The organism is Desemzia sp. FAM 23988 (genome assembly GCF_045528365.1).
GTDB lineage: Bacteria > Bacillota > Bacilli > Lactobacillales > Carnobacteriaceae > Desemzia.
Genome location: NZ_JBGQQS010000008.1, coordinates 16,936 through 39,845, shown reverse-complemented (window position 1 = coordinate 39,845; position 22,910 = coordinate 16,936). Strand labels below are relative to the sequence as shown.

The 22,910-nt window shown below is 39.0% G+C and carries 19 protein-coding genes, 1 pseudogene and 1 riboswitch; of the genes and pseudogenes, 18 read left to right on the top strand and 2 right to left on the bottom strand.

The features are described from left to right. Positions 1–173 precede the first annotated feature (173 nt). The 6 genes from ACEN4L_RS06190 (at position 174) to ACEN4L_RS06165 (ending at position 6,948) form a co-directional block, all read left to right on the top strand. Positions 174–875 (top strand): hypothetical protein, encoded by a 702-nt coding sequence (locus ACEN4L_RS06190; protein ID WP_407096395.1) that lies wholly within the window; start codon positions 174–176, stop codon positions 873–875. Between the two features lie 92 nt (positions 876–967). Next, a riboswitch (Lysine riboswitch) is annotated at positions 968–1,144 on the top strand. 105 nt (positions 1,145–1,249) lie between these two features. Further along, on the top strand, positions 1,250–2,971 hold the full coding sequence (locus ACEN4L_RS06185; protein ID WP_407096396.1) for a Na+/H+ antiporter NhaC family protein: 1,722 nt from the start codon (positions 1,250–1,252) through the stop codon (positions 2,969–2,971). 471 nt (positions 2,972–3,442) lie between these two features. Continuing rightward, the gene (locus ACEN4L_RS06180; RefSeq protein WP_407096397.1) at positions 3,443–4,288 is read left to right on the top strand and encodes an aldo/keto reductase; all 846 of its coding nucleotides are present in this window, start codon (positions 3,443–3,445) and stop codon (positions 4,286–4,288) included. A 206-nt stretch (positions 4,289–4,494) separates the two neighbouring features. Continuing rightward, the gene (locus tag ACEN4L_RS06175) at positions 4,495–5,475 is read left to right on the top strand and encodes a biotin--[acetyl-CoA-carboxylase] ligase (protein WP_407096398.1); all 981 of its coding nucleotides are present in this window, start codon (positions 4,495–4,497) and stop codon (positions 5,473–5,475) included. Then, positions 5,472–5,996, top strand: coding sequence for a biotin transporter BioY (locus tag ACEN4L_RS06170; protein ID WP_407096399.1), 525 nt, complete (start codon positions 5,472–5,474; stop codon positions 5,994–5,996). Before ACEN4L_RS06175 ends, ACEN4L_RS06170 begins: the two co-directional genes overlap by 4 nt. A 76-nt stretch (positions 5,997–6,072) precedes the next feature. Then, positions 6,073–6,948: an aldose 1-epimerase family protein gene (locus tag ACEN4L_RS06165; RefSeq protein WP_407096400.1), complete on the top strand. Its 876-nt coding sequence runs from the start codon at positions 6,073–6,075 to the stop codon at positions 6,946–6,948. Between the two features lie 815 nt (positions 6,949–7,763). On the opposite strand, the gene guaC is transcribed toward ACEN4L_RS06165, so the two are convergent. Then, a complete protein-coding gene (gene guaC / locus ACEN4L_RS06160; protein ID WP_407096401.1) occupies positions 7,764–8,738 on the bottom strand; it encodes a GMP reductase in 975 nt (324 codons plus the stop codon). 279 nt (positions 8,739–9,017) lie between these two features. Between guaC and ACEN4L_RS06155 the strand changes: the two genes are divergently transcribed. The 8 genes and pseudogenes from ACEN4L_RS06155 to ACEN4L_RS06120 all read left to right on the top strand — a co-directional run bounded on the left by ACEN4L_RS06155 (position 9,018) and on the right by ACEN4L_RS06120 (position 15,645). Then, positions 9,018–9,554, top strand: a complete 537-nt coding sequence (locus tag ACEN4L_RS06155) for an AAA family ATPase (protein ID WP_407096402.1) — start codon at positions 9,018–9,020, stop codon at positions 9,552–9,554. A gap of 378 nt (positions 9,555–9,932) precedes the next feature. Further along, positions 9,933–10,262 (top strand): MarR family winged helix-turn-helix transcriptional regulator, encoded by a 330-nt coding sequence (locus ACEN4L_RS06150; RefSeq protein WP_407096403.1) that lies wholly within the window; start codon positions 9,933–9,935, stop codon positions 10,260–10,262. A 51-nt stretch (positions 10,263–10,313) separates the two neighbouring features. Next, a pseudogene (locus tag ACEN4L_RS06145) lies at positions 10,314–10,939 on the top strand (SDR family NAD(P)-dependent oxidoreductase). Positions 10,940–11,087: 148 nt separating this feature from the next. After that, positions 11,088–11,873 carry a hypothetical protein gene (locus tag ACEN4L_RS06140; RefSeq protein ID WP_407096404.1) on the top strand — a complete coding sequence of 262 codons (786 nt, stop codon included), beginning with the start codon at positions 11,088–11,090 and terminating at the stop codon, positions 11,871–11,873. A 163-nt stretch (positions 11,874–12,036) separates the two neighbouring features. After that, the gene (locus ACEN4L_RS06135) at positions 12,037–12,645 is read left to right on the top strand and encodes a hypothetical protein (protein WP_407096405.1); all 609 of its coding nucleotides are present in this window, start codon (positions 12,037–12,039) and stop codon (positions 12,643–12,645) included. Positions 12,646–12,667: 22 nt separating this feature from the next. After that, positions 12,668–13,306 (top strand): copper homeostasis protein CutC, encoded by a 639-nt coding sequence (locus ACEN4L_RS06130; RefSeq protein WP_407096406.1) that lies wholly within the window; start codon positions 12,668–12,670, stop codon positions 13,304–13,306. A 217-nt stretch (positions 13,307–13,523) separates the two neighbouring features. Continuing rightward, entirely contained in the window at positions 13,524–14,309 is a 786-nt protein-coding gene (locus ACEN4L_RS06125) for a serine hydrolase (protein ID WP_407096407.1), read from the top strand. Positions 14,310–14,478: 169 nt separating this feature from the next. Continuing rightward, positions 14,479–15,645 carry a cation diffusion facilitator family transporter gene (locus ACEN4L_RS06120; RefSeq protein ID WP_407096408.1) on the top strand — a complete coding sequence of 389 codons (1,167 nt, stop codon included), beginning with the start codon at positions 14,479–14,481 and terminating at the stop codon, positions 15,643–15,645. Between the two features lie 106 nt (positions 15,646–15,751). On the opposite strand, the gene ACEN4L_RS06115 is transcribed toward ACEN4L_RS06120, so the two are convergent. Then, positions 15,752–16,639, bottom strand: coding sequence for a fructose bisphosphate aldolase (locus tag ACEN4L_RS06115; RefSeq protein ID WP_407096409.1), 888 nt, complete (start codon positions 16,637–16,639; stop codon positions 15,752–15,754). A gap of 270 nt (positions 16,640–16,909) precedes the next feature. Between ACEN4L_RS06115 and glpK the strand changes: the two genes are divergently transcribed. The 4 genes from glpK (at position 16,910) to ACEN4L_RS06095 (ending at position 22,902) form a co-directional block, all read left to right on the top strand. Further along, positions 16,910–18,430: a glycerol kinase GlpK gene (glpK, locus tag ACEN4L_RS06110; protein WP_407096410.1), complete on the top strand. Its 1,521-nt coding sequence runs from the start codon at positions 16,910–16,912 to the stop codon at positions 18,428–18,430. 42 nt (positions 18,431–18,472) lie between these two features. Further along, entirely contained in the window at positions 18,473–20,131 is a 1,659-nt protein-coding gene (locus ACEN4L_RS06105) for an FAD-dependent oxidoreductase (RefSeq protein ID WP_407096411.1), read from the top strand. A gap of 37 nt (positions 20,132–20,168) precedes the next feature. Continuing rightward, entirely contained in the window at positions 20,169–20,894 is a 726-nt protein-coding gene (locus ACEN4L_RS06100; RefSeq protein WP_407096412.1) for an MIP/aquaporin family protein, read from the top strand. 553 nt (positions 20,895–21,447) lie between these two features. Then, positions 21,448–22,902 carry an MFS transporter gene (locus ACEN4L_RS06095; protein WP_407096413.1) on the top strand — a complete coding sequence of 485 codons (1,455 nt, stop codon included), beginning with the start codon at positions 21,448–21,450 and terminating at the stop codon, positions 22,900–22,902. Positions 22,903–22,910 lie beyond the last annotated feature (8 nt).

Sequence of the window (22,910 nt, the reverse complement as noted above, 5' to 3'; positions counted from 1 at the left end):
TAAATACATTCATAATTGTACGGAAATACCAAATAGATAGCAATCTTTCTTCGGTTTTCTTTAAATTTTTTTAAGTGTCAAAAAATAAGGTAAATCTTATCAAATTGATAGGTTCTGGTACTATTCGTGTGGTAAAATAAGATTTTATAGATTATTTTGGAGGAGTTATAAGAGTGAATCATAAAAGTGAAGACAAATCAGCCAGGTGGAAAGATATAGTTGGTAGAGTTGTGTTGGTATTATTGGCATTATCCGTTATTTATGCTGTATATATGTTGTTTACAGCTCCTTCAGGCGTAGCAGACAACGGATACGAAAAAGTAAAAAGTGATTATGTATTGACATTGTTGCAATGTTTAGTAGGTGTGATCGTCATGTTTATTCCGTCACTCATTGAACGGAAATTTTCGGTGAACATCCCTGATATCATGGAAGTTATGTACTTTGTATTCTTATTTTGTGCAATCTATTTAGGAGAAGTACGAGATTTTTACTATCGTGTTCCCAGTTGGGACTTGATTCTTCACATGTTTAGCGGAGCGATGCTAGGAGCTTTAGGTTTTGTGGTAGTCAGTTTCTTTAACGATTCAGAAAAAGTGAACATCCATTTAAGCCCGATTTTTGTCGCTTTGTTTGCTTTTTGTTTTGCACTGGCGGCAGGAACGATTTGGGAAATTTATGAATTTTTAGCAGATGCTGTTTTAGGAACCAACATGCAGAAATTTATTACAGCGGATAGAACGGTGTTGGTTGGACGTGATGCTTTGGTCGATACGATGGAGGATCTGATCGTAGACGCATTAAGTGCTCTTGTAGTGTGTATTGCTGGATTTCTTAATCTTAGAAAACAAGAGAGAAAGGCACCAAGAAATTAATGTACGAATCACCGAAAGAGAAAGTCCACTGAAAAAATACCGCACATGGGTTGCAACCCATAAAAATATTGTGTAACATAGCATGGAATACAAAAAAAGATAGAGGCGCGATTTTTAAAAGTACAGTCACAGAGATGGCACGATGAAGTGACTAGAAAGGATGAATCGCCGAAGTTTGCAATATGGCCAAATATTGGAAGCTGGGGGTCAGCAGAATATGCTGATCACTGTCATAAATTTACAAAAATTTGTGGAGGACTATCAGCAAAAAGGTCAAATAATGTATATAATGCTATGTACAAAAGTGATGCCTTGAGTTGATTAGAGCTCTAGGTATCGCTTTTTTTGTGCTCAAAAAGAAAGGGAGTTTAGTAGTGAAAAAAAATATAGTTATTGGAATAATTGCGTTAGCGTTTGTGTTTATTACTTTTTCAGCTGACTTTACGACTGGCGCAGATGGCGCCATTCAGTTTGGCTGGTTTTCATTAGTTCCGCCTGTAGTGTCTATACTGCTGGCATTCGTAACAAAAAATGTCATCATATCTTTATTTTTAGGGATTTTTGCAGGAGCAATGGTGCTGCATTCAGTGGATGGAAATGTGTTGTTTGCAATCGTTCAGTCATTTTTAAGTATTGTGGAGTATACTTTATCTTCACTAGCTGACCGTTATAATGCCGGAATCATTCTGCAAGTATTGGTCATCGGCGGTTTGATCGCTTTGATGACTAAAATGGGCGGGACCAGAGCGGTAGCAAATGCACTGGCTTCAAAAGCTAAAGGCCCAATCAGTGCGCAAGTGATTTCATGGTTATTGGGATTATTTCTCTTTTTTGACGACTATGCCAATGCGTTGATCGTTGGGCCGGTCATGCGTCCCGTAACAGATGAAAAGAAAATCTCGCGTGAAAAATTGGCCTTTATTGTCGATGCCACAGCCGCTCCAGTTGCCGGAATTGCGTTGATCTCTACATGGGTTGGGTATGAAGTTGGCTTGATCCAAGATGGTTATGAAGCAATCGGACAATCGGTGAATGCCTATAGTGTCTTTATTGAAACGATTCCTTACCGCTTCTACAACATTTTGATGCTATTGTTTGTCGTCTGTACAGCCCTATTTTTAAAAGAATTTGGACCGATGCTCAAGGCAGAAAGAAGAGCGAGAAAATTTGATCCAACGAATATAGAAGAGATCAACCCGAGTCCTTCTTCCAGTGAGTTGGATGAAATGGAACCAGTAGAAGGTGTCAAATTAAGTATCTGGAATGCCATCATTCCGATAGGTACATTGATTGCAGCATCATTGATCGGATTTTACTTTAATGGATACAATGCAATCATGGCGGGAGAAAACGCCGAATTGATCCAATCTATGCAAAGCAGTCCCATTTCTTTTTCGGCTATCCAAGAAGCGTTTGGTGCTTCTGACGCCAGCATCGTGTTGTTCCAAGCTGCTTTACTGGCTAGTCTTGTGGCTATGGCAATGGGTGTGAAACAAAAAGCCTTTACGTGGGGAGAAGCTGTTGATACATGGATCAATGGAATGAAGTCGCTGATCATTACAGGAGCTATTTTGCTGTTGGCTTGGTCATTAAGTGCTTCGATCACTGATTTAGGAACAGCTGGATTCTTGGTATCTTTACTATCCGATTCTTTACCAGCGTTCTTGTTGCCTTCTATTATTTTCATATTGGGGTCCGTTATTGCATTTGCTACAGGAACTTCTTATGGAACGATGGGGATCTTGATGCCGTTAGCGATTCCGTTAGCAGCAGGGATTTCTGGAGACCCGGAATTTATTGTAATTTCAGCAGGAGCGGTATTGACTGGAGCGATCTTTGGAGACCACTGTTCGCCTATTTCGGATACGACCATTCTGTCTTCTATGGGAGCGGGTGTAAACCACTTAGACCACGTGCAAACGCAACTGCCGTACGCGATTGTTGTTGGGATCATTTCTGTTCTCTTTGGTTTCCTGCCAGCAGGATTAGGTTTGCCGATTTGGATCGTGTTGCCGGTGTCTATGATCGTTACAGCAGCTTTCCTATATTTCTTCGGGAAATCAGCAGACGAACCAGAGGCGCAATTGGGTGAGTAGAAATGAGTGTTAATAGGTGAACTTTTCGAAAACGAAAAGTATCTGAATCAATTTTTTGAAAGAAAAGAACTCGGTGACGGGTTCTTTTTTAATTGCAAAGCGAAGCAGATAAGACTGGTGTATTTTATTCATCAAGTGAGGTACAAAAGAAGCGTCACTTGATGAATAAAGCGGATTTAGTGATCAAGTGAGGTACAAAAGAAGCGTCACTTGAAGAATAAAGCGGATTTAGTGATCAAGTGAGGTACAAAAGAAGCGTCACTTGAAGAATAAAGCGGATTTACTGATCAAGTGAGGTACAAAAGAAGTGTCACTTGAAGAATAAAGTGGAGTTAGTGACCAAGTGAGACCAAAATACAGTGTCACTTGATGAATACTTCCGAGGGAACAAACTTTTTTCTCCACGCTGACGCGTTCCAGTTTCCTATACCTGATTTGATTTGATAAAGTAAGTCTACAAGGAGGGATAGAATGGTTAAATTACCAAATGGGGAAGAATATCCTAAATTTGGCATAGGGACGTGGCATTTGGGGGATAGACAAGAGAATCACCAGCAAGAAAAAGAAGTGATTCAATATGCGCTGCAACATGGTGTGACGTTAATTGATACTGCCGAAATGTATGGTAATGGAAATTCTGAAAAGTTAGTGGGTGACGCGATTCAAGGTTTCGATAGAGAAAGTTTTAAATTAGTATCAAAAGTATTGCCTCAAAATGCGAGTAAACAAAGAATGCGTCAAAGTTTAAACACCAGCTTGGAACGATTGCAAACAGATTATTTGGACCTTTATTTATTGCACTGGCTTGGACAAGTGCCGCTGCAAGAAACGATCGAAGTCTTTGAAGAATTAAAAGCAGAAGGTAAAATCAAAGCTTGGGGAATCTCCAATTTTGATTTAGAAGAAGTAGCATCATTGCGGAATAAAGCTGATGGTGACCAAAATCAAATCAATCAAGTATTGTACCACCTAGGCTCACGCGGTATCGAGGTTGCTTTGAAACCTTATATGGACAGTATAGGCATACCTGTGATGGCGTATTGCCCAATGGGACAAGGCGGTAATTTAAATTCAGGCTTGCAGCATAACGATACGATTCAAGCTATCGCTAAAAAGCATCAAGTAAGCGAAATGCAAGTAATTTTGTCCTTTATTCTTCATCAACAAAATACCATTGCTATTCCACGTACCGGAAATCTGGAACACATGAAAGAAAACATCGCTGCTCAAGATATCAAATTGACTTCAGAAGAGTTGGACAGACTGGATCAAGCATTTCCAGCTCCAACAAAAAGAGTGCCTTTGGATATTGAATAGCAAATAGTACTGCAATCTTCTATATAGAAGATTGCAGTTTTTTTTGAATAATAGCCAAACCAACGATACGTTGAATAAATTTGTTTCTTTAGCTGTCTAACGTTAGGATTGTTCATGCTTATTGTTACCCTTTAAAAAAATATGGTTGACAACGAGCGGAATAAAAGTAAACTGAAGATAAGAAATGACATACGGAGCGTGAAAAAATGGCAACAAAAAATCGTGTATTGGATTATTTAAACCAGCATAAAGAATCAGCAGTGTCAGGTCAGGAAATAGCCGACCATTTAGCTGTCTCAAGAACATCTGTCTGGAAAGCGATCAAATCATTGCAGTCAGAAGGCTTTCAAATAGAAGCCACTACCAACAAAGGCTACCTCTTGACCAATGAGCCGGATATTTTATCTAAAACCGTTCTGCATTCCCTGCTCAAAGAAGAACCGGATTTCATTGAAGTGTATCCGCAAATCGGTTCCACAAATGATGAAGCTAAAAACATCATTAATGAGCGCTCTATCAACAAAGGAATCTTATTAGCGGAAGAACAGACAAAAGGAAGAGGTCGTTTAGGCAGACAGTTTTACTCTCCTCACCAAACAGGTCTGTACATGAGCTTGATCTACAAAAATAAGGACCAGTTGAACGCAGCTTCCATCACTACAGTAGCAGCAGTAGCGGTATGTCAAGCGATTGAGAAACTAACTGGTAAACAACCCGTAATCAAATGGGTGAACGATATCTTTCTTGACGGACGCAAAATTTGCGGTATTTTGACAGAAGGAATCCTGAATTTTGAAACGGGAACGATTGATTCCATTATCATAGGGATCGGATTGAATTTTAAAGTTTCTGATTCAGTTCCTGAAGAGTTTCGATCCATTATCGGCGCTTTATTCCAAGAGCAAGAAGTAACGTTGACGCGCAATCATCTAGCAGCAGAAATTATCAACCAGCTAGATGATATATACCAACATTTAGACAGTATCCAGTATTTGGACGAATACCGGAAACGCTGTTTCGTTTTGGGTCAGGCAGTTTCGTTTACAGACAAACAGAAAGTCATGAGCGGGACTGCGCGAGCGATTGATGACGAAGGCGGATTAATTGTGGAACTGAACGATGGACAAATGAAGACCTTGCGTTATGGAGAAATCAGCATTCGATTGGTGGGAGGTAATGAAAAATGACTTTATCGGTTAGAGACCTTACGCAAATCAGTCTGATGGCTGCCTTGACGTTTATAAGCGGATTTATCCTTATTCCGATGGGACCCGTACCGTTTACTCTGCAGACTCTTTTTGTACTGGTGACAGGTCTGTTGTTAAAACCAAAAGCAGCCTTATTGACGCAAGTTTTGCACTTGTTGCTGAAATTAGTGTTTGGCGGAGGTCAATCAGTACTGAGTCCCAGCTTTGGCTTTTTGTTCGGCTTTATTTTAGCAGCATGGGCAATGAGCAGGATGTTGCTCAAGTGGGAAAACAACATGGTTTCTTACGCGAAAGCAACGATAGTCGGGACTTTCCTTACTTACTTGATTGGAATGCCTTACATGGCTCTGATTTTAAATGGTTACTTAGGAGCAGGCTATTCCATTACACAAGTCTTTTGGACAGGAATGGGCTTGTTTATACCAGGCGATTTGGTAAAAGCCGGGTTAGCTGTTTTGATCGCTATGAGAATAAGAAGACACATTCCTCTGTTTAATTAAAATGTTCTGTTAGCTAAAAAGTAGAAAAAGATTTATGATGAAAAAGAAAAACGATTTTATTTTTGGAGGGATTTACGTGATTACATTGGAAAATGAAGAACTGCTTGTTGAGATTTCATCTAAAGGAGCAGAATTGCAAAAGATTTACAATAGGAAAGCAGGTTTTGACTACCTTTGGAATGGAAATCCCGAATACTGGAGCAGCCACGCGCCGAACTTGTTCCCGATCATTGGCCGTTTGAATGAGTACAAATACAAAAAAGGCGACGCTGTCTTCGAGCTGCCGCAACATGGCTTTGCGAAGGAAATGGACTTTGAAGCCATCAAAGAATCGGATGAAAAAGCGGTATTCACGTTACAGAACAACGAACAATCAGCGGAAATGTATCCTTATAAGTTTACATTGACCATTGAGTACACGTTAATCGGTTCACTAGTCTCTGTGAGCTATAAAGTGGATAACCATTCAGAAGAACGCATGCCGTTTTCTATCGGAGGTCATCCTGCTTTCAACGTTCCGTTAAACGGAGCCGGCAACTACGAAGATTACACGATTACGATCAGTCCAAAAGAAGAGGTTAAATACTTCGAAAGCAACCCACTGCCTTATCGTAGTGGAAACCGAAAAGTGCTTCGTGAAATGCGCGATGGTGTGATGCAAATGAATCATGAAACATTCCGTGACGGTTTGATTATTATTGATGAGCCAAAATTGAATCAAATTACCTTGACTAGTCCTGAAGAACATGGGGTAACCTTAAACGTCAGTGACTTCCCATATCTATGTCTATGGACAAAAGAACAAATCGACGCACCATTTATTTGTATCGAACCCTTCTTTGGACTTCCAGATATTGCTGGTGAAATAGGCACGTTAGAAGAAAAAGACGGCATTATTTTACTGGAATCAGGAGACACGAAACAAATCAGCTTTACGATTGATACATTTTAAGCTGTGCAAATAAAAGAGGTTCTGGCTGCGATTAATTGCGGCTAGAACCTCTTTTTTTACTAGTCAATGGAAGAGTTAAAAAGATAGGTAGTATCATTTTGCAAAAAAAACACCAAGGAGGTTCTCCTTGATGTTTTTACTTTTAGGATCTTCATCTTCTAACGTTAGTAAAGAAATTTCCTCCGGCCTATAGGGTTGCTTATGGAAAGCCATGATTGTTGCTGCTTCAGCAGCTTACAAGCCTGGTACACTTGGGTGTACGCCCACAGTGTTTCCTTTTTTGCATCCTTTTCATCGCTATAAGCAACCCCATATTCCTCCAGTAATTTCTAAGAATGAGTTTCTAATGGGGTTAGAGTTAAACAGAAGTGTATTTTCTACTTACCAATGTCAAATATTGTAGAATCTACTTTTAGCCACTCTTTAGTTAAAACGAGTTGCACAGAGCAGACCATGCGTCTATAAGCCAATCCCCACAGTCAGGTAAAAAGCACCTGTCTGGGGGATTTTCTTATAGTCGCTGGTCTAAACGCTCTGTTCCGCTCTCTTTAGACGAGTTGCGCGCGGCAGATTGCACGTCGATAAGCTGAAAAGGGTCTGTTAGGAAAGTTCACCTAACTGACCCTTTTCTTCTTATAGCCGGTAATCTAAACGCCGCGCTCCACTCTCTAAACGCCGCGCTCCACTCTCTCTATCTAAGACGAGCTGCACAGAGCAGACCACATGTCTATAAGCCGAAGCAGTCCTGTTGATAAAAAGCATCAACTGGACTGCTCCTTCTTATAGCCAGTGGTCTGAACGCTCTGTTCCGCTCTCTAGCGGTCTCCGTTAAAGATTGAGTTTTTAACCAGTACGTAGTCTACTTTACGGATGGCTTCGAGATCTTTTCCGCCAGCGTATGAAATAGAGGATTGTAAGTCTTGTTTCATTTCAACTAAGGTATCTTTGATGCTGCCTTTGTGTTCAAGCATGATTTTCTTACCTTCGACGTTTTTGCGTTCGCCTTTTTGGTATTCAGAAGCACTACCAAAGTATTCTTTGTATTTTTTACCGTCTTTTTCAATCGTGTGTCCTGGAGATTCTTCGTGACCTGCAAATAATGAACCGATCATGACCATTGAAGCACCAAAACGGATTGATTTAGCGATGTCACCGTGATCACGGATTCCACCATCAGCAATAATCGGTTTGCGCGCAGCTTTAGCACACCAATTGATAGCCGCTAATTGCCAACCGCCAGTACCGAATCCAGTTTTTAATTTCGTGATACAAACTTTCCCAGGACCCACGCCGACTTTTGTAGCGTCTGCTCCAGCATTTTCCAATTCACGAACAGCTTCTGGAGTACCTACATTTCCAGCGATCACAAATGATTCTGGCAAATGTTTTTTGATGTGTTGGATCATATCGATAACCGATTGTGAATGACCATGAGCAATATCAATCGTGATATATTCTGGGATCAATGTTTTTTCAGCTAATTCTTCGATAAATGAATATTCGTTTTGTTTTACTCCTACACTAATAGAAGCAAAAAGACCTTTAGCGTGCATTTTTTCAATAAATGGGATACGGCTGGCTTCATCAAAGCGGTGCATAACATAGAAATAATTGTTGGCCGCTAATTTTTCAGCTAATTCTTCATCAATAACAGTTTGCATATTCGCTGGAACAACAGGCAATGCAAATGTATGGTTTCCTAAAGTAACAGTAGTGTCGCATTCTGAACGACTTCTTACAATACTTTTATTAGGGATCAATTGAACGTCTTCGTAATCAAAAATTTTCATGACTATTCCTCGTTTCTTTATTTAGTGTTGCTCTATTAGCACACAAAAAAACACGAACTTTTAAAGATTTGCATCTAATTAAAATTCGCACCTAGAACAATTTACACTATATTTATTCTTTTGTCAAAGGAAAAACGCAGAAAAAAACTGGTTTCTTCCTGTTTACAGATGGATTTGCCATAATCTCTTCTTTTTTGATTTTTAATATAAATTAATCAACCTTTCAAGTCTTTTTTGGTACAATAAAAACACTATCGAGAAATAACAAGGAGGAAGGAAATGCCAAGTCAGAAAAGGATTTTGGTTTTAGTTGGACCGAGCGGCAGCGGGAAATCAACCGTGAGTGATTTGCTGGTCGAAAAAGGTATCCCTAAATTGGTAACGTCAACGACAAGAAAGCCGCGTTTAGGAGAAGAGAATGGAATCCATTATTATTTCCGAACCAACGAACAAATGAAGGAAGAACCGTTTATTGAACAAACTTTTTATGCTGAGAATATTTATGGTTTATCTGTGAGAGAAGTCGAAAGCAAGTTGAGAAAGTACGACACAGTGCAAGTGACCTTAGATAAAAATGGCGCTCGTGTGATGAAGGAACAATTTGCAAAGGAAACGAAAGTGATCTTTTTTCAAATTACCGAAGAAGAAATGATAGAACGTATGAAAAATAGAGGCGATACTTTAGAATCCATTGAAAAGAGAATCGATTTCTGTCAAGCAACTAAAGAGCTGGAATCGCCTGAAGATACAGATTTAATTATTTCCAGCGGAACGCCCCAAGAGATTACCCAACAAATTCTGGATGAATATCATTAAAGTTATTTCAAGCAGGAAATACAGACATAATACCTGCAAAAGTAAAACATTCTTTAGAGCATAAAGATGGCTATCAAAGTGACGTATGGATGTGAAAAGAAATAGGGTATTAGAGGCAGGGGAATGTATAAAGCATTCATCTGCTTCTAATTGCATATGTGCCAATATGGAACCTCAAAATATAGGACAAATAATTTAATTTAGCTAGATACTTCTAAATTAAATTGTTTACATAGAAACAATTGAGTTATAAAGGAGGGTCAACCAGTCTGAAGTTCCTAACAATCATTGCTCTACTGTTATTTTGTAAGCGTATTTAGTTGACCGTGGAAACTGGTCAAGATTAGTACGCAGGTTATAGCTTCATAGGAGGTTTAAATGGAGAATGCAACGAATATTTTCAAACTAACTCATATGATTGAACAGGTAATCAATGGAAATATTGTTCGATTTACTAAAGATTTTTCTTATCCTATTGGCATATCAACCATTAGTGTTTTAAGTAAGATAGAAGCCAAAGGTCCGGTAAAGCACATTGACTTGACTGAACCATTAGGGTATTCCAAAAGTACGAGTACAAAAATGGCAGAAAAACTGGCCAAGCTTGAATTGGTAAAACGGATGTATGATAAGAATGATTGTAGAGCGATTTATTTAGAAATTACTCCTAAAGGTACGGAAGCACTGAAAGAAGCTAGGGTTTATTGAAATAACATTAAAAAATAAAAATGATTTTATTACTGGAACTGGAGTTTTTTTATGGCTCGTTTAGAAGAAAAAGTTATCATTATTACTGGTGCTGCTCAAGGTATGGGTGAGTCTCATGCAAGACGCTTTATTGCAGAAGAGTGGGCTGCTGTTGTTGCTAAAACGGAAGAAACATTTGGACCAGTGGATGTCTTAGTCAACAATGCGGGCATCACAATGGCAAATCTCTACTAGACACAACGGAAGAAGATTACCGCCGCATTGTGGAGATCAATCAAGTTTCTGTATTCTTAGGAATGAAAACAGTGGTTCCGTCTATGCAAAAAGCCGGTGGCGGTTCTATTGTGAACATCTCTTCTATGAACGGTATCGTTGGGGGAGCTGTTGGCTATACTGATACTAAATTTGCTGTTCGCGGTTTGACAAAAGCTGCTGCAAGAGAATGTGCCAATTATGGTATCCGTGTCAATTCAGTGCATCCAAGTGTGATTGCAACTCCGATGGTGGTTCAAGAAGATACAAAGGCTGTTATAGAGGCTTTTGCAAAACAAATTCCATTGAAAAGAGTTGCTCAGTCTGAGGAAGTAACCAACCTTGTATTGTATTTAGCTTCTGATGAATCCAGCTATTCAACAGGTTCTGAGTTTATTGTAGATGGCGGATTAACTGCTTATTAATGTAGACTCTCCAACAAACAAAATAGTAATTTTATAACTATCGGTGAAAAAGCAGCGAAGTCTTTCGGTGCTTTTTTGACGATTACCAGTAAAAAATTTGCTATACTGGATTGGAATTCAATTAGAAAAAAAGTATGAGGAGAAAAAAATGGATAAAAATACCATTAAACAGTTAACAAAAAGAATGAAGAAATTCAAAACATGGACAGAAGGAACGTTTGTCAATCCGATTTCTTACCGTGTAAATGGAAAATTGTATTATATGACAGGATTTACTAAAGGTGGAGAAAGTGTAGGGACAGCTTATTTTACTTTGGATGGAGAAGAAGTGAAAGCTGAAGCTTACGAAGCACAGACATACTTGTCTACATTTGCCGATATCAGCAAAAATATTTTTTCTATTGGAGAAGACCACTTGAAAATCGATCTAGATTATTATACGCTTCCTTTAGCGATTCCTGTGGATAGTGAACTATCAGAGGTCATTGCAGGACATCAAGCCTACCAAAAACTGTGGGAGTGGCACCAGGAATACAATCAATGCATTTTAGAATACAAGGACTATTATGAAAAAGATGTATTGATTCGGGAAGAGATTACCGTAGACGATGTTAGAAAGACACAAAAAACAGCTGCGATAGTCAATCTGTACCAATACGATACGCTCAAATTGTTATTGGAAAAAAATGCTGAAATAGAAGCCTATGTAGCGTATTTAGAAACTACTGCAGAATGGAAGAAGTTGACTAAAAATCAACGGTATTTTGTTAAAGAACTAACAAAAAATAAAGAAAGATTGAAGAATAGTCTACATACGTTAGATTTAATTGAAGCTGAAAATCGTGAAGAGATGCTGCAGCTGAATTTCGATTACGGAGTTAAAATAAATGTCGAGCAAATGATAGGGCAGCAACAATATATCCGTTACCCTTAATAAAATAAGCCTAAAAACGACGAATAATCGTCGTTTTTTTGTGCTCGCGTCACGAAAAAATTGTGCTATACTAAAATTTAGATGTAGAGAACAGAACGCATCGAATAAGCAGTACATAATCAGTAGTAAGATACTATCATAGAATGAAAAACAGAGGGGAAAAATGAAAATTTACTTGCTTTTAACGGATACAGGAACTGTTTTGAATACAGCGATTAAAAAATATACACGTAAACCTTACAATCATGCCTCTTTAGCTTTAGACAATCAGTTGACTCAAGTTTACAGTTTCGCAAGAAAGAATGTCTATAATCCGTTTTTTGGAGGTTTTGTTCGAGAAGATGTGACAGCACATCTATTAAACGAAGCTTTTTGTGAGCTCTACAGTTTAGAGGTCACGCCACTGCAATACAAACAGCTGCAGTTTATGATGAGTCAATTTGAGAAAGACAAAGACAAATATAAGTACAACTTTTTAGGCCTGTTAGCGATCGTGCTGCACAGAGACTTTAATCGTGACAATGCTTATTTTTGCTCACAATTTGTAGCTCATGCACTGAAAGAAGCCGATATTCAGCTGCATGATAAAGCTCCGCACCTGACGACACCGGATGACTTTAGACAACTTGAACAAGTCGAATTGATTTATGAAGGAACGGTTCAGGAGTATTTAGTCAAAGAAAATCCTATGTTTGATTTTTCTCGAGAAGCTGGTTTAACAGGAACACTACATCATTTTTATAAGCTTTGCCAAAAACGGTTAGTAGGATAATCAAAAGGAACGAGGAGATAGTATGTTAAAAGAAGTCTGCGTAGAAAACTTCACCAAGATTCCTAAAGCTATTCAACAAGGAGCCGATCGAATTGAACTGTGTGATAACTTGGCTGTTGGGGGAACAACGGTCAGTTTAGGTGTAATGGAACAAGCAATAGCTTATTGCAAAACCAAGGCGGTTCCGGTTATGGCCATCATCCGTCCTCGTGGCGGTAATTTTGTATATGACGATATCGAAAAGGCTATTATGCTGCGAGACATTCAACTGGCTCAACATGCTGGGGTTGATGGCATTGTTATTGGAGCTTTAACGGAAAAGAAAGAGCTGGACAAAGATTTTTTACGTCAAGTCGTTAAGTATGGCGGTTCCATGGAGAAGACATTCCATATGGCATTTGATGAGATTGCGGAAGATTTTCAGCAGAAAACTATCGATTGGTTATGTGACGCAGGCTTTTCACGTATTTTAACACACGGAGGTCCTTTGACTACTCCGATTGAAGAGCATTTTGTCAAATTAAGAGAAGGGATCAATTATGCTGGAGACCGGATCATTATTTTGCCCGGTGGAGGAATCACGCAAGATAATTTAGAAGAAATCCAACAAGAATTAGCGGTGCAAGAAGTACATGGCACAAAAGTCGTTGGAATATTATAAGCAGGAAAGTGGCCGTTAAAGGAATGCGGTCACTTTTTGTTGCCCTAAGTTAGTAAATTGAGCGATGACTAATCAGTGGCTTTTAAGACAAGAAAGCTATATGATGATAGTGAGGAAACAACAGGTAAAATGCAGTCAGAGTAATGGTTGTGTCAGGAAGAACTTCGTTAGGTAGCTAAATAGGAACACCTAATTTCTGTGAAAGCGAGGGATCTTTATGGAATGGGAAAAAGAACTCATTGCTGTGAACAAGCAGTATACGCCCTTAGACACTAAAGGCTTGATGGTCTCAGTAGGGGATAAAATGGTAACGTGGCAAGCAGAAAAGCTGTTTACAGCAGCGAATCTGACCAAGTTGCCCATCTATTTATTTTACTATGAAAAAGCTGTTCGTGGGCAAATGGATCTGCTGGAAGAAATCATTGTACCAACGGAAAGACGGATCGCAGGCAAAGGGGTACTGCATTTACTGCCCCGAATCGAAAAATGGACCATAGAAGATTTGCTGACAATGATGATCGCTGTTTCAGATCATGAAGCGACCAACCAATTGATCGCCCATGTTGGGCTCAGAACGATTCAAGAATGGATCGAAACAAAAGAATGGAAAAAAGATGTGAAGCTAAGACGTTACTTGATGGATTATGCTTCTGGCTTGACCAATGAAATCTCTCCTAAGGGAGCCATTGCAGTGATGAAAGACATCATTCAATTAGGAGAACAGAATCTGGAGTGGCAAGAAAAAATTGAATTTCCTTTAGTAAATCAACAATTTCGAAACGGATTGCCTGGATCATTAACCGAAAAAAATATCCCTATTCTGGAAATATTAAATAAAACAGATGAAGACAACACTGTCTTGCATGATGTGGCTTTATTCCGCTACAAAGACAAGAAAGTGTATATCGCAGCTCTTGCTATGGACGTCCAAGATGAAGCTCAAATGTATGCTTGGATGCAGGACATCGGAAAATTGATCTTCCAGAAAATCGAAGAACGCTGAATGTGGTCTAAGTTTGACAACAGTTAAAGAATGAGAACTTTTGGGTTACTAAAAGTTCTCATTCTTTTATTGTTGTTAAAAAGGAACCATCTGAGCTGAAAAATGACGTGAAAAATTCGATTCTTTTGTTATAATGGACGAATACTATATTTTAGGAGTCTTGTAAACGATGAAAAAATGGATAGATTATTACCTTAATCAGCAGCTAAAAAAAGGGAGTCGTTCTCAGATTGGGATTTTCTCTGGTAAAATAGGCTTATTTTCCAACCTGCTTCTCTTTCTGTTTAAATTAAGTGCAGGCTGGATATCTGGAAGCGTCTCTATTATAGGAGATGCAATCAATAGCATGGCAGATTTCGCGTCCTCTATCCTTACATTATTTGGTTTTCATATGGCTGCCAAACCTGCAGATAAAGAACACCCATACGGTCACGAACGTTCTGAATACATCATCGGACTAATGGTTTCCATCGGGATCATGTTTGTGGGATTTCAATTTTTATTAACTTCCATTCAACGCATCTTGAATCCAGAGCCTTTATCCACGACACCGCTTGTTTTTATCCTGTTGATAGTCTCAGTGATGATAAAGGTGTGTCAGGGGTATTTCTATAAGCGAGTAGCAAATACGATCCATTCCAATGCTATTGAAGCAGCGGCTCAAGACAGTTACAACGATGTTTACACCACATTGGTTGTGTTAGGTGCCTCCATCGTAGAAGTTCTTTTTGGCTGGCAAATAGACGGTTATGCTGGTACATTGATTGCGGTGTATATTTTATACAATGGAATCCAAATCATACGCGACTCAATTGATGACTTGCTTGGTCCAAGACCAAATGAACAAGAAATAGAAAAAATCACGCAGTTTTTAGACAATTATACGGCTATCGTGGGTTACCATGATTTACTGCTCCACCATTATGGCCCAAACAAAACATTTGCTACTATTCATATCGAGATCGATGACAGCTGGAGTTTGACAGAAGCCCATCGCGTAATCGATACTATTGAAAAAGAATTTAAAGAACAGTTAGAGGTAGAGTTGGTGTGTCATTTGGACCCGATCGCAATCCAGAATGAGGAACAAACGAACATTTACAAACAAGTCAAACGCATCTTGCAATCCTATCAACTGAATCTTAAGTTCCATGATTTTCGTGTGGAAGAAAAAAATGGAACAGCTATTATTCGTTTTGATTTAGTAGTTCCTGATAATATTGAAAAGACTACTAACCAAGCCCTCCACGCCTCTATCCAAAAGAAAATCCAAGAAGAAGTCGGAGCCTATGAAGTAGCCATTGAATTTGATCGCCTGTACTTGCTGAAAAAGTAACTCATTCAATAGAGTACTTTTAAAGAAAAGAGCAAAGCTTGTTTCATCCTACAGTAAAAGCCCTTTCCACTACTGACTAGTGAAAAGGGCTTTTATTGGTTTTAAATTAAGAAACAGATGCATCATAAATTTCTTGAATAGAATCTTTTAAGATCGCATCAAATTCTTCTTCCGATTGATTAGCGTATAGTCCTTCAGATAGAGCACGAGAGAAGCTGGCAATCAAGCCGGTGTTGTTTTTCAATTTTTCGTTGGCTTCTTCGCGCGGATAACCTCCAGACAAAGCCACTACTCGCAGAACGCGAGGATGTTCGATCAATTCTCTATAAAAATCAGCGACTGTTGGAATAGATAACTTGATCATCACATTTTGAGAGTCATCCAGTTGATCCAAGTACGTTAAGAGTTCTTCTTTCAAAAGACTTTCGCATTTTTCTTTGTCTTCACTGTAAATATTGACTTCTGGTTCAATAATCGGCACTAAACCGGCATTGAGAATTTGTTTTGCTGTTTCAAATTGTTGGTCTACTACTTGATGGATGCCGTCTCTATTGGGTTCTTTGATAACAGAGCGCATTTTCGTACCAAAAATATTTCGTTCGTTTGCGCGTTTCAATAAGTCATCTAAAGTTGGATTGGGCTTCATTAATTGAACGCCTTCAGCTTCTTCTGCCAAACCTTTATCGATTTTCAAGAAAGGGACAATGCCTTTTTTATCCCATAAATAATCTGCTGTATAGTCATCTTCGATCTTACGGTCCATAGTCTGCTCAAAAAGAATAGCCCCTAGTATCGAATTTGAATTAAATGATGGAGAGGTAATAATACGTGTTCTCATTTCATGGACAAGATCAAACATTGTATCTTCATCAGAATATGAATTTTCATCCACACCGTAAAGTGCTAAAGCTTTCGGCGTACTTCCACCACTTTGGTCCAGTGCAGCGATAAAACCTTTGCCATTTTTGATAATGTCTACCTGTGCTTTATTCACGATATTTTCAGCTCCTTGTTTTTTTTTTGAAAAAGTTGTTTATCGAATGGGTATTGATTTCAACCGTTAACTTCTTCATATAGATTATAACAATGAAACACTAAATCGTAAAAAGATAACCATTATGACTCATTTGTGACAGAGAAAAAAACTTTTCCTAATAAGAAGGTTATTATTTTACTCCTTAAATAAAGAACGTTATAGTAGTTTTAAAAGTAACTGCTTACATTTTAAAAGAATGTAAGCGAAAAAAATTTAGGAGGCAAGAGAATGGAAAAGAAATATATCATGTCGATCGACCAAGGAACGACCAGTACCAGAGCTATTATTTTTGATAAGGAAGGGAACCCGAAATGGACCTTCCAAAAAGAGTTTACTCAATATTTTCCTGAACCAGGTTGGGTAGAACATGATGCAAATGAAATCTGGATCTCTGTGTTGACGGTTATTGCCGGTGCTTTGATCGAGTCAGGACTTAGACCCGGTGAAATCGATAGTATCGGAATCACCAATCAACGGGAAACTACCGTGGTGTGGGATAAAGAAAATGGCCGCCCAATCTATCATGCAGTGGTGTGGCAATCAAAACAAACCAATGATATTTCTACAAAGTTAAAAGATGACGGCTACACAGATATGATCCACAAAAAAACTGGTTTAGTGATCGATTCTTATTTCTCTGCTACTAAAGTTAGATGGTTGTTGGATAAAGTTGAAGGAGCTCAAGAAAGAGCTGAAAAAGGTGAATTATTATTTGGAACGATCGATACATGGCTTGTTTGGAAGCTGACTGGCGGTGCTGTTCATGTTACCGATTATTCTAATGCCAGCCGTACGATGATGTACAATATTTATGACTTAGAATGGGATAAAGAGATTTTAGAAATTTTAAATATTCCCGAAGCTATGCTTCCTGAAGTAAAATCTTCTTCTGAAGTTTACGGAAAAACCATCGCAGAGCATTTCTATGGAGAGCAAGTTCCGATAGCAGGAATTGCGGGGGACCAACAAGCTGCACTGTTTGGGCAAACAGGATACGAAAAAGGTATGGTCAAAAATACCTATGGTACAGGTGCGTTTATTATTATGAATACCGGAAAAGAACCTATCAAATCTAAAAATGGACTGTTAACTACCATTGCTTACGGTTTGAATGGAGAAGTAACTTATGCTTTAGAAGGAAGTATTTTTGTAGCTGGATCTGCTATTCAGTGGCTTCGTGATGGTATGCGTCTGTTCAGATCATCTCCAGAATCAGAAGAATATGCTAAAAAAGTAGATACTACGGACAATGTTTATGTTGTCCCAGCCTTTACAGGATTAGGTGCCCCTCACTGGGATCAAGATGCACGTGGTGCAGTCTTCGGAGTTACACGTGGAACAACCAAGGAACACTTTATCAGAGCTACTTTGGAGTCGTTAGCTTATCAAACAAGAGACGTCATCGATACGATGAATAAAGATTCCGGCATCGAAACGACGACTATGCGTGTTGACGGTGGAGCAGCCAATAATGATTTCTTGATGCAATTCCAAGCCGACATTCTAGATGTGACGATTGAGCGTTCTAAAGTAAGCGAAACAACTGCTTTAGGTGCTGCTTATCTTGCAGGGTTAGCAACTGGATTTTGGAACAGCCAAGAAGAAATCAAAAAATATTGGGAAAAGAACGCTACATTCGAATCCAAAATGGATGCTGAAAAACGTGAAGACTTATATGCAGGATGGCAAAATGCTGTTGAGGCTACAAAAGTCTTCAAACACAAACCGTTAAGAAAAAGCGAAGACTAAACTATGAAACACGACGTTGTTCTTTAAGGAGGTTATGGAAACATGGCATTTTCAGGAAAGACTCGTCAAGAAAATATCGAGACTATGAAACAGATACCGCTGGATCTATTGATTATCGGCGGGGGCATCACTGGTGCAGGAATTTTGTTAGAAGCCGGAGCTAAAGGCATTTCCAACGGATTGATTGAAATGCAGGATTTTGCTGCAGGAACAAGCAGTCGTTCTACGAAATTGATTCATGGCGGCTTGCGTTATTTAAAGCAATTTGAGGTTGAATTGGTAGCGGATGTATCTCAAGAACGAGAAATCATCTACAATAACGCGCCTCATATTGTCCAACCAGCTCCAATGACGCTTCCGATCTATGATGAACATGGAGCTTCATTTGATTCTTTTTCAGCAAAGGTGGCGTTAAAACTTTATGATGAGCTTTCGGATGTGCAGGAAGAATACAAACATTACTTTTTGGATCGAGAAGAAACCTTAAGTAGAGAACCAGCTCTGAATAAGGAAGGGTTATTGGAGTCCGGTGTTTATTTGGATTACACTTCTGATGACGCTCGTTTAACGCTTGAATTATTGAAAAAAGCCCATGAATACGGTTCTGTCATTGCAAATTATGTTCGAGCTCTCGCTTTTATTTACGATACAGAGAATCAAATATGTGGAGTGAAAGCAGAAGATGTACTGACTGGCGAAGTATTTGAGATTCAAGCGACCGTGGTGATCAACGCCACAGGACCTTGGTCAGACACGATAAGAAAAATGAGTTTGCCGGAAACAGAAAGTCGAATGCGGCCCACGAAAGGTGTTCATTTAGTAGTGGACAAGAACCGATTGCCTGTAAATGGACCTATTTATACCGATACTGGTTTACAAGACAATCGTATGATATTTATTGTACCACGACGGGATAAAACATATTTTGGGACTACGGATACAGATTATCAAGGCGACATTGCCGATCCAAAAGTGACTGATGAAGACATAGTATATCTGCTTAAAGCTGTCAATCAGCGTTTTCCTGAAGCACATTTGACCAACGAAGACATTGAAGCCAGCTGGGCAGGATTAAGACCGTTGATCAGTGAGGGGAAAGGAAAAGATCCTTCTGCCGTATCTCGTGGAAGCTCTTTGAAAGAGTCGAGTGATGGCTTAATGACCATCGCTGGCGGAAAATTGACGGATTACCGTCGGATGGCTGAGGGATCGATCGATCTGATTGAAAAACGGCTGAAAGAGAAATCCGGCAAAGAGTTTCCAAAAGTTGAAACAAAAGCCATCAAGCTTTCTGGTGGAGATGTTCCATTAGGAGACGGGTTTGGTAAATATATAGAAGAATTATCAGCAAAAGGTGTGCAATTAGGGTTGCCCAAATCAGAAGCTATGCGATTAGTAGAATGGTATGGTTCAAACGCAGAAATCTTATTTAATGAAACAGAGGCTTTTGATCAATTACATGGATTAAATCCTGGAGAAGGTTTATCACTGAAATATTCTTTAGAACATGAAATGACACTGACACCAACCGATTATTTTGCTCGTCGAACAGATGCGTTACTATTTAATCATCCGCACGTGCAAGAAATCAAAGATGCAGTAGTAAATGTTATGGCTGATTTTTATCAATGGGATGAAGCAGCGAATAAAAAGATGAGTCAGGATTTGGAAAATGCAATACATGAAGTGAGCAGGAATTGAGGCTTAAGACTATGAGAATGAAAGAGAGGGAAAGAGAATGGACACAACTTTATGGCAACAGTTGATTGGAGAATTTATTGGAACAATGATTTTAGTGTTACTAGGGGACGGTGTTGTGGCGGGCACTGTATTAAATAAAACAAAAGGATTTAATACAGGTTGGCTGATGATCACATTAGGTTGGGGACTAGCGGTTACAATAGCTGTTTTCTCATCAGGATTTTTAAGCCCGGCGCATATTAACCCAGCAGTAACATTAGGAATGGCTATAGCAGGAGAATTTAGCTGGGATTTAGTATTGCCTTATATGGGTGCACAAATATTAGGAGGTATTGCTGGAGCAGTGTTGGTCTGGGTCCACTACATGCCGCACTGGAAAGCAACAGAAGACTCTGAAACAATCCTTGGTGTTTTCTCAACAGGTCCGGCAATTAAAAGTCCAATTTCCAATATCGTTAGTGAAGCTATCGGTACGGGTATGTTAGTATTTGGATTATTGGCTTTCACACAAGGTGAATTTACAGATGGATTAAACCCGATCGTAGTTGGTTTATTGATCGTATCTATTGGTCTTTCATTAGGAGGAACAACTGGATATGCCATCAACCCGGCTCGAGACTTAGGTCCAAGAATCGCTCACCAAATCTTGCCGATCGCCAATAAAGGCGACTCTGACTGGGGATACGCATGGGTTCCCATCGTAGGACCATTAGTCGGAGCAGCAGTAGCCGCGTTATTATACCAATTATTACCATTAGGATAGAAAGTTAAGCAAGGCGTTAAAAAAATATAAACGACGAGAATTAGGTGTTCTTTACCTAACTCTCGTCGTTTATATTTTAGTAGGATAAGCAGCGCGGGCTGAATTGTGCAACGCGTAAAAGGAAGGCGGTCAGCTAATATTAAAAAGAAACCTGACAGGGAGAAACATTTCCTGTCAGGTTTCTTTTTAACGATGAAGTGCAGAGAATTAACATCAACTAGGCCGCCTAGATGATGAAGTTTACAACTTGAATACCGAGACTATTTCTTTCTCGATAAAGTTCCAAACTAAAACTCGACTACTAAACTAACTGGTAAAAAAATTCTTTTAGATTTTTGAAGTTTTTAAAAATAGCGCTATCATTGATAAAGCAACGTTTTGATTGTGTTTCTGTGCACAAGAAAGACATGTTTTATTCAAAAAAATAAAAAAGCGGATTCTTTTTTGAGATATTAATCTTGTAAAGGGTTTCCTTTGATGATGCTATGTATTACATTGTGATACTACAAAACAAAAGTATTCTATAACACTCACAAAGGAAAGAGGAAATAAAATGGCAAAAGAAAGTTATGTAGAAGAAAATAGTACTTTAGCTACAGCGGCAAAAAAAGATGTACGTCCTTTCGGGATGAAGGATAAAATCGGATATATGGCAGGGGATATGGCCAACGATATGTTCTTTATATTTGCTAGTTCGTTCTTGATGGTTTACTATACAAATGTTTTAGGGATTAGCGGAGCAGCAGTCGGAACTTTATTCTTAGTAGCACGAATTGTAGACGCTTTTACAGATATTGGGATGGGACGCATCGTTGATACTTTTAAACCGGCAAAAGATGGCAGATTCAGACCATGGATACGTCGGGTAGCTCCATTTGCAGTTATTGGTGGTTTTTTGATGTTTGTTTATGTCGTAAAAGATTGGTCTATGCCAGCTAAAATGATTTACGTTTATGCAACTTACTTATTTTGGGGTAGTTTTTGCTATACTGGTATCAATATTCCTTATGGTTCAATGGCTTCAGTTATTAGTGACAAAGCAGAAGAGCGTGCGGCTTTATCTACATTCCGTAGTGTTGGAGCAAGTATTGCATCTATCGTTATCTCGTTTGCTGTTCCATTAGCTGTTTATACAACCAATAGTTCTGGTAATCAAGTGATTATTCCTGAACGCTTTACAATGGTTGCTGGTGTATTTGCTATTATTGCTTTAGTATTGTATGCGCTTTTGTACTTCTGGTCTACGGAAAGAATCCAACTCCCGGAAAAAGATGCTTCTGAAACTGAGTCGATGGGTGAGCAAATGAAAACCATCGTTAAAGGATTGACAACGAATAGAGCCTTATTGGGTATCATTGTTGCGGCCATTTTCTTATTGTTGGCACAATTGTTAGTAGGTTCAATGAATGCTTACTTATATACAGTTTACTTTACGAATACTTCAGGTCTTGCTATTGCGGGTGTTCTTGGAACGGTAGGGGTATTATTGCTGGCTCCATTTGCAAGTAAAATCGCTGCACGTTTTGGGAAAAAAGAATTCGGTACAATCGCTTTGATCTTCAGTGCTGTAATGTATGGAATTTTATTCTTCTTAAAACTGGATAATGTATGGGCTTTCTTAACATTTTCATTCTTAGGGAACTTAGGTATGAACTACTTTAACATCATTATCTGGGCATTTATCTCAGATATCATTGACTTCCAAGAAGTACGTACTGGCAATCGTGAAGACGGAACGATTTATGCAGTTTACTCTTTCTCTCGTAAAATTGGACAAGCATTTGCTGGTGGATTAGGGGGCTTTGCATTGACGGCTATTGGCTTTGTCTCTGGTGCAGCTTCTCAATCACAAGCAGTAGCAGATAATATTTACCGAGTGGCAACTGGAGTTCCTGCATTGGGTTACTTGATGGTAGCTCTTGCTTTAGCCTTCATCTATCCTTTAGGCAAAAAACAAGTGGAAGAAAACACACGTATCTTACAAGAACGTCGTGCAGCTGGGGAATAAGATATAAA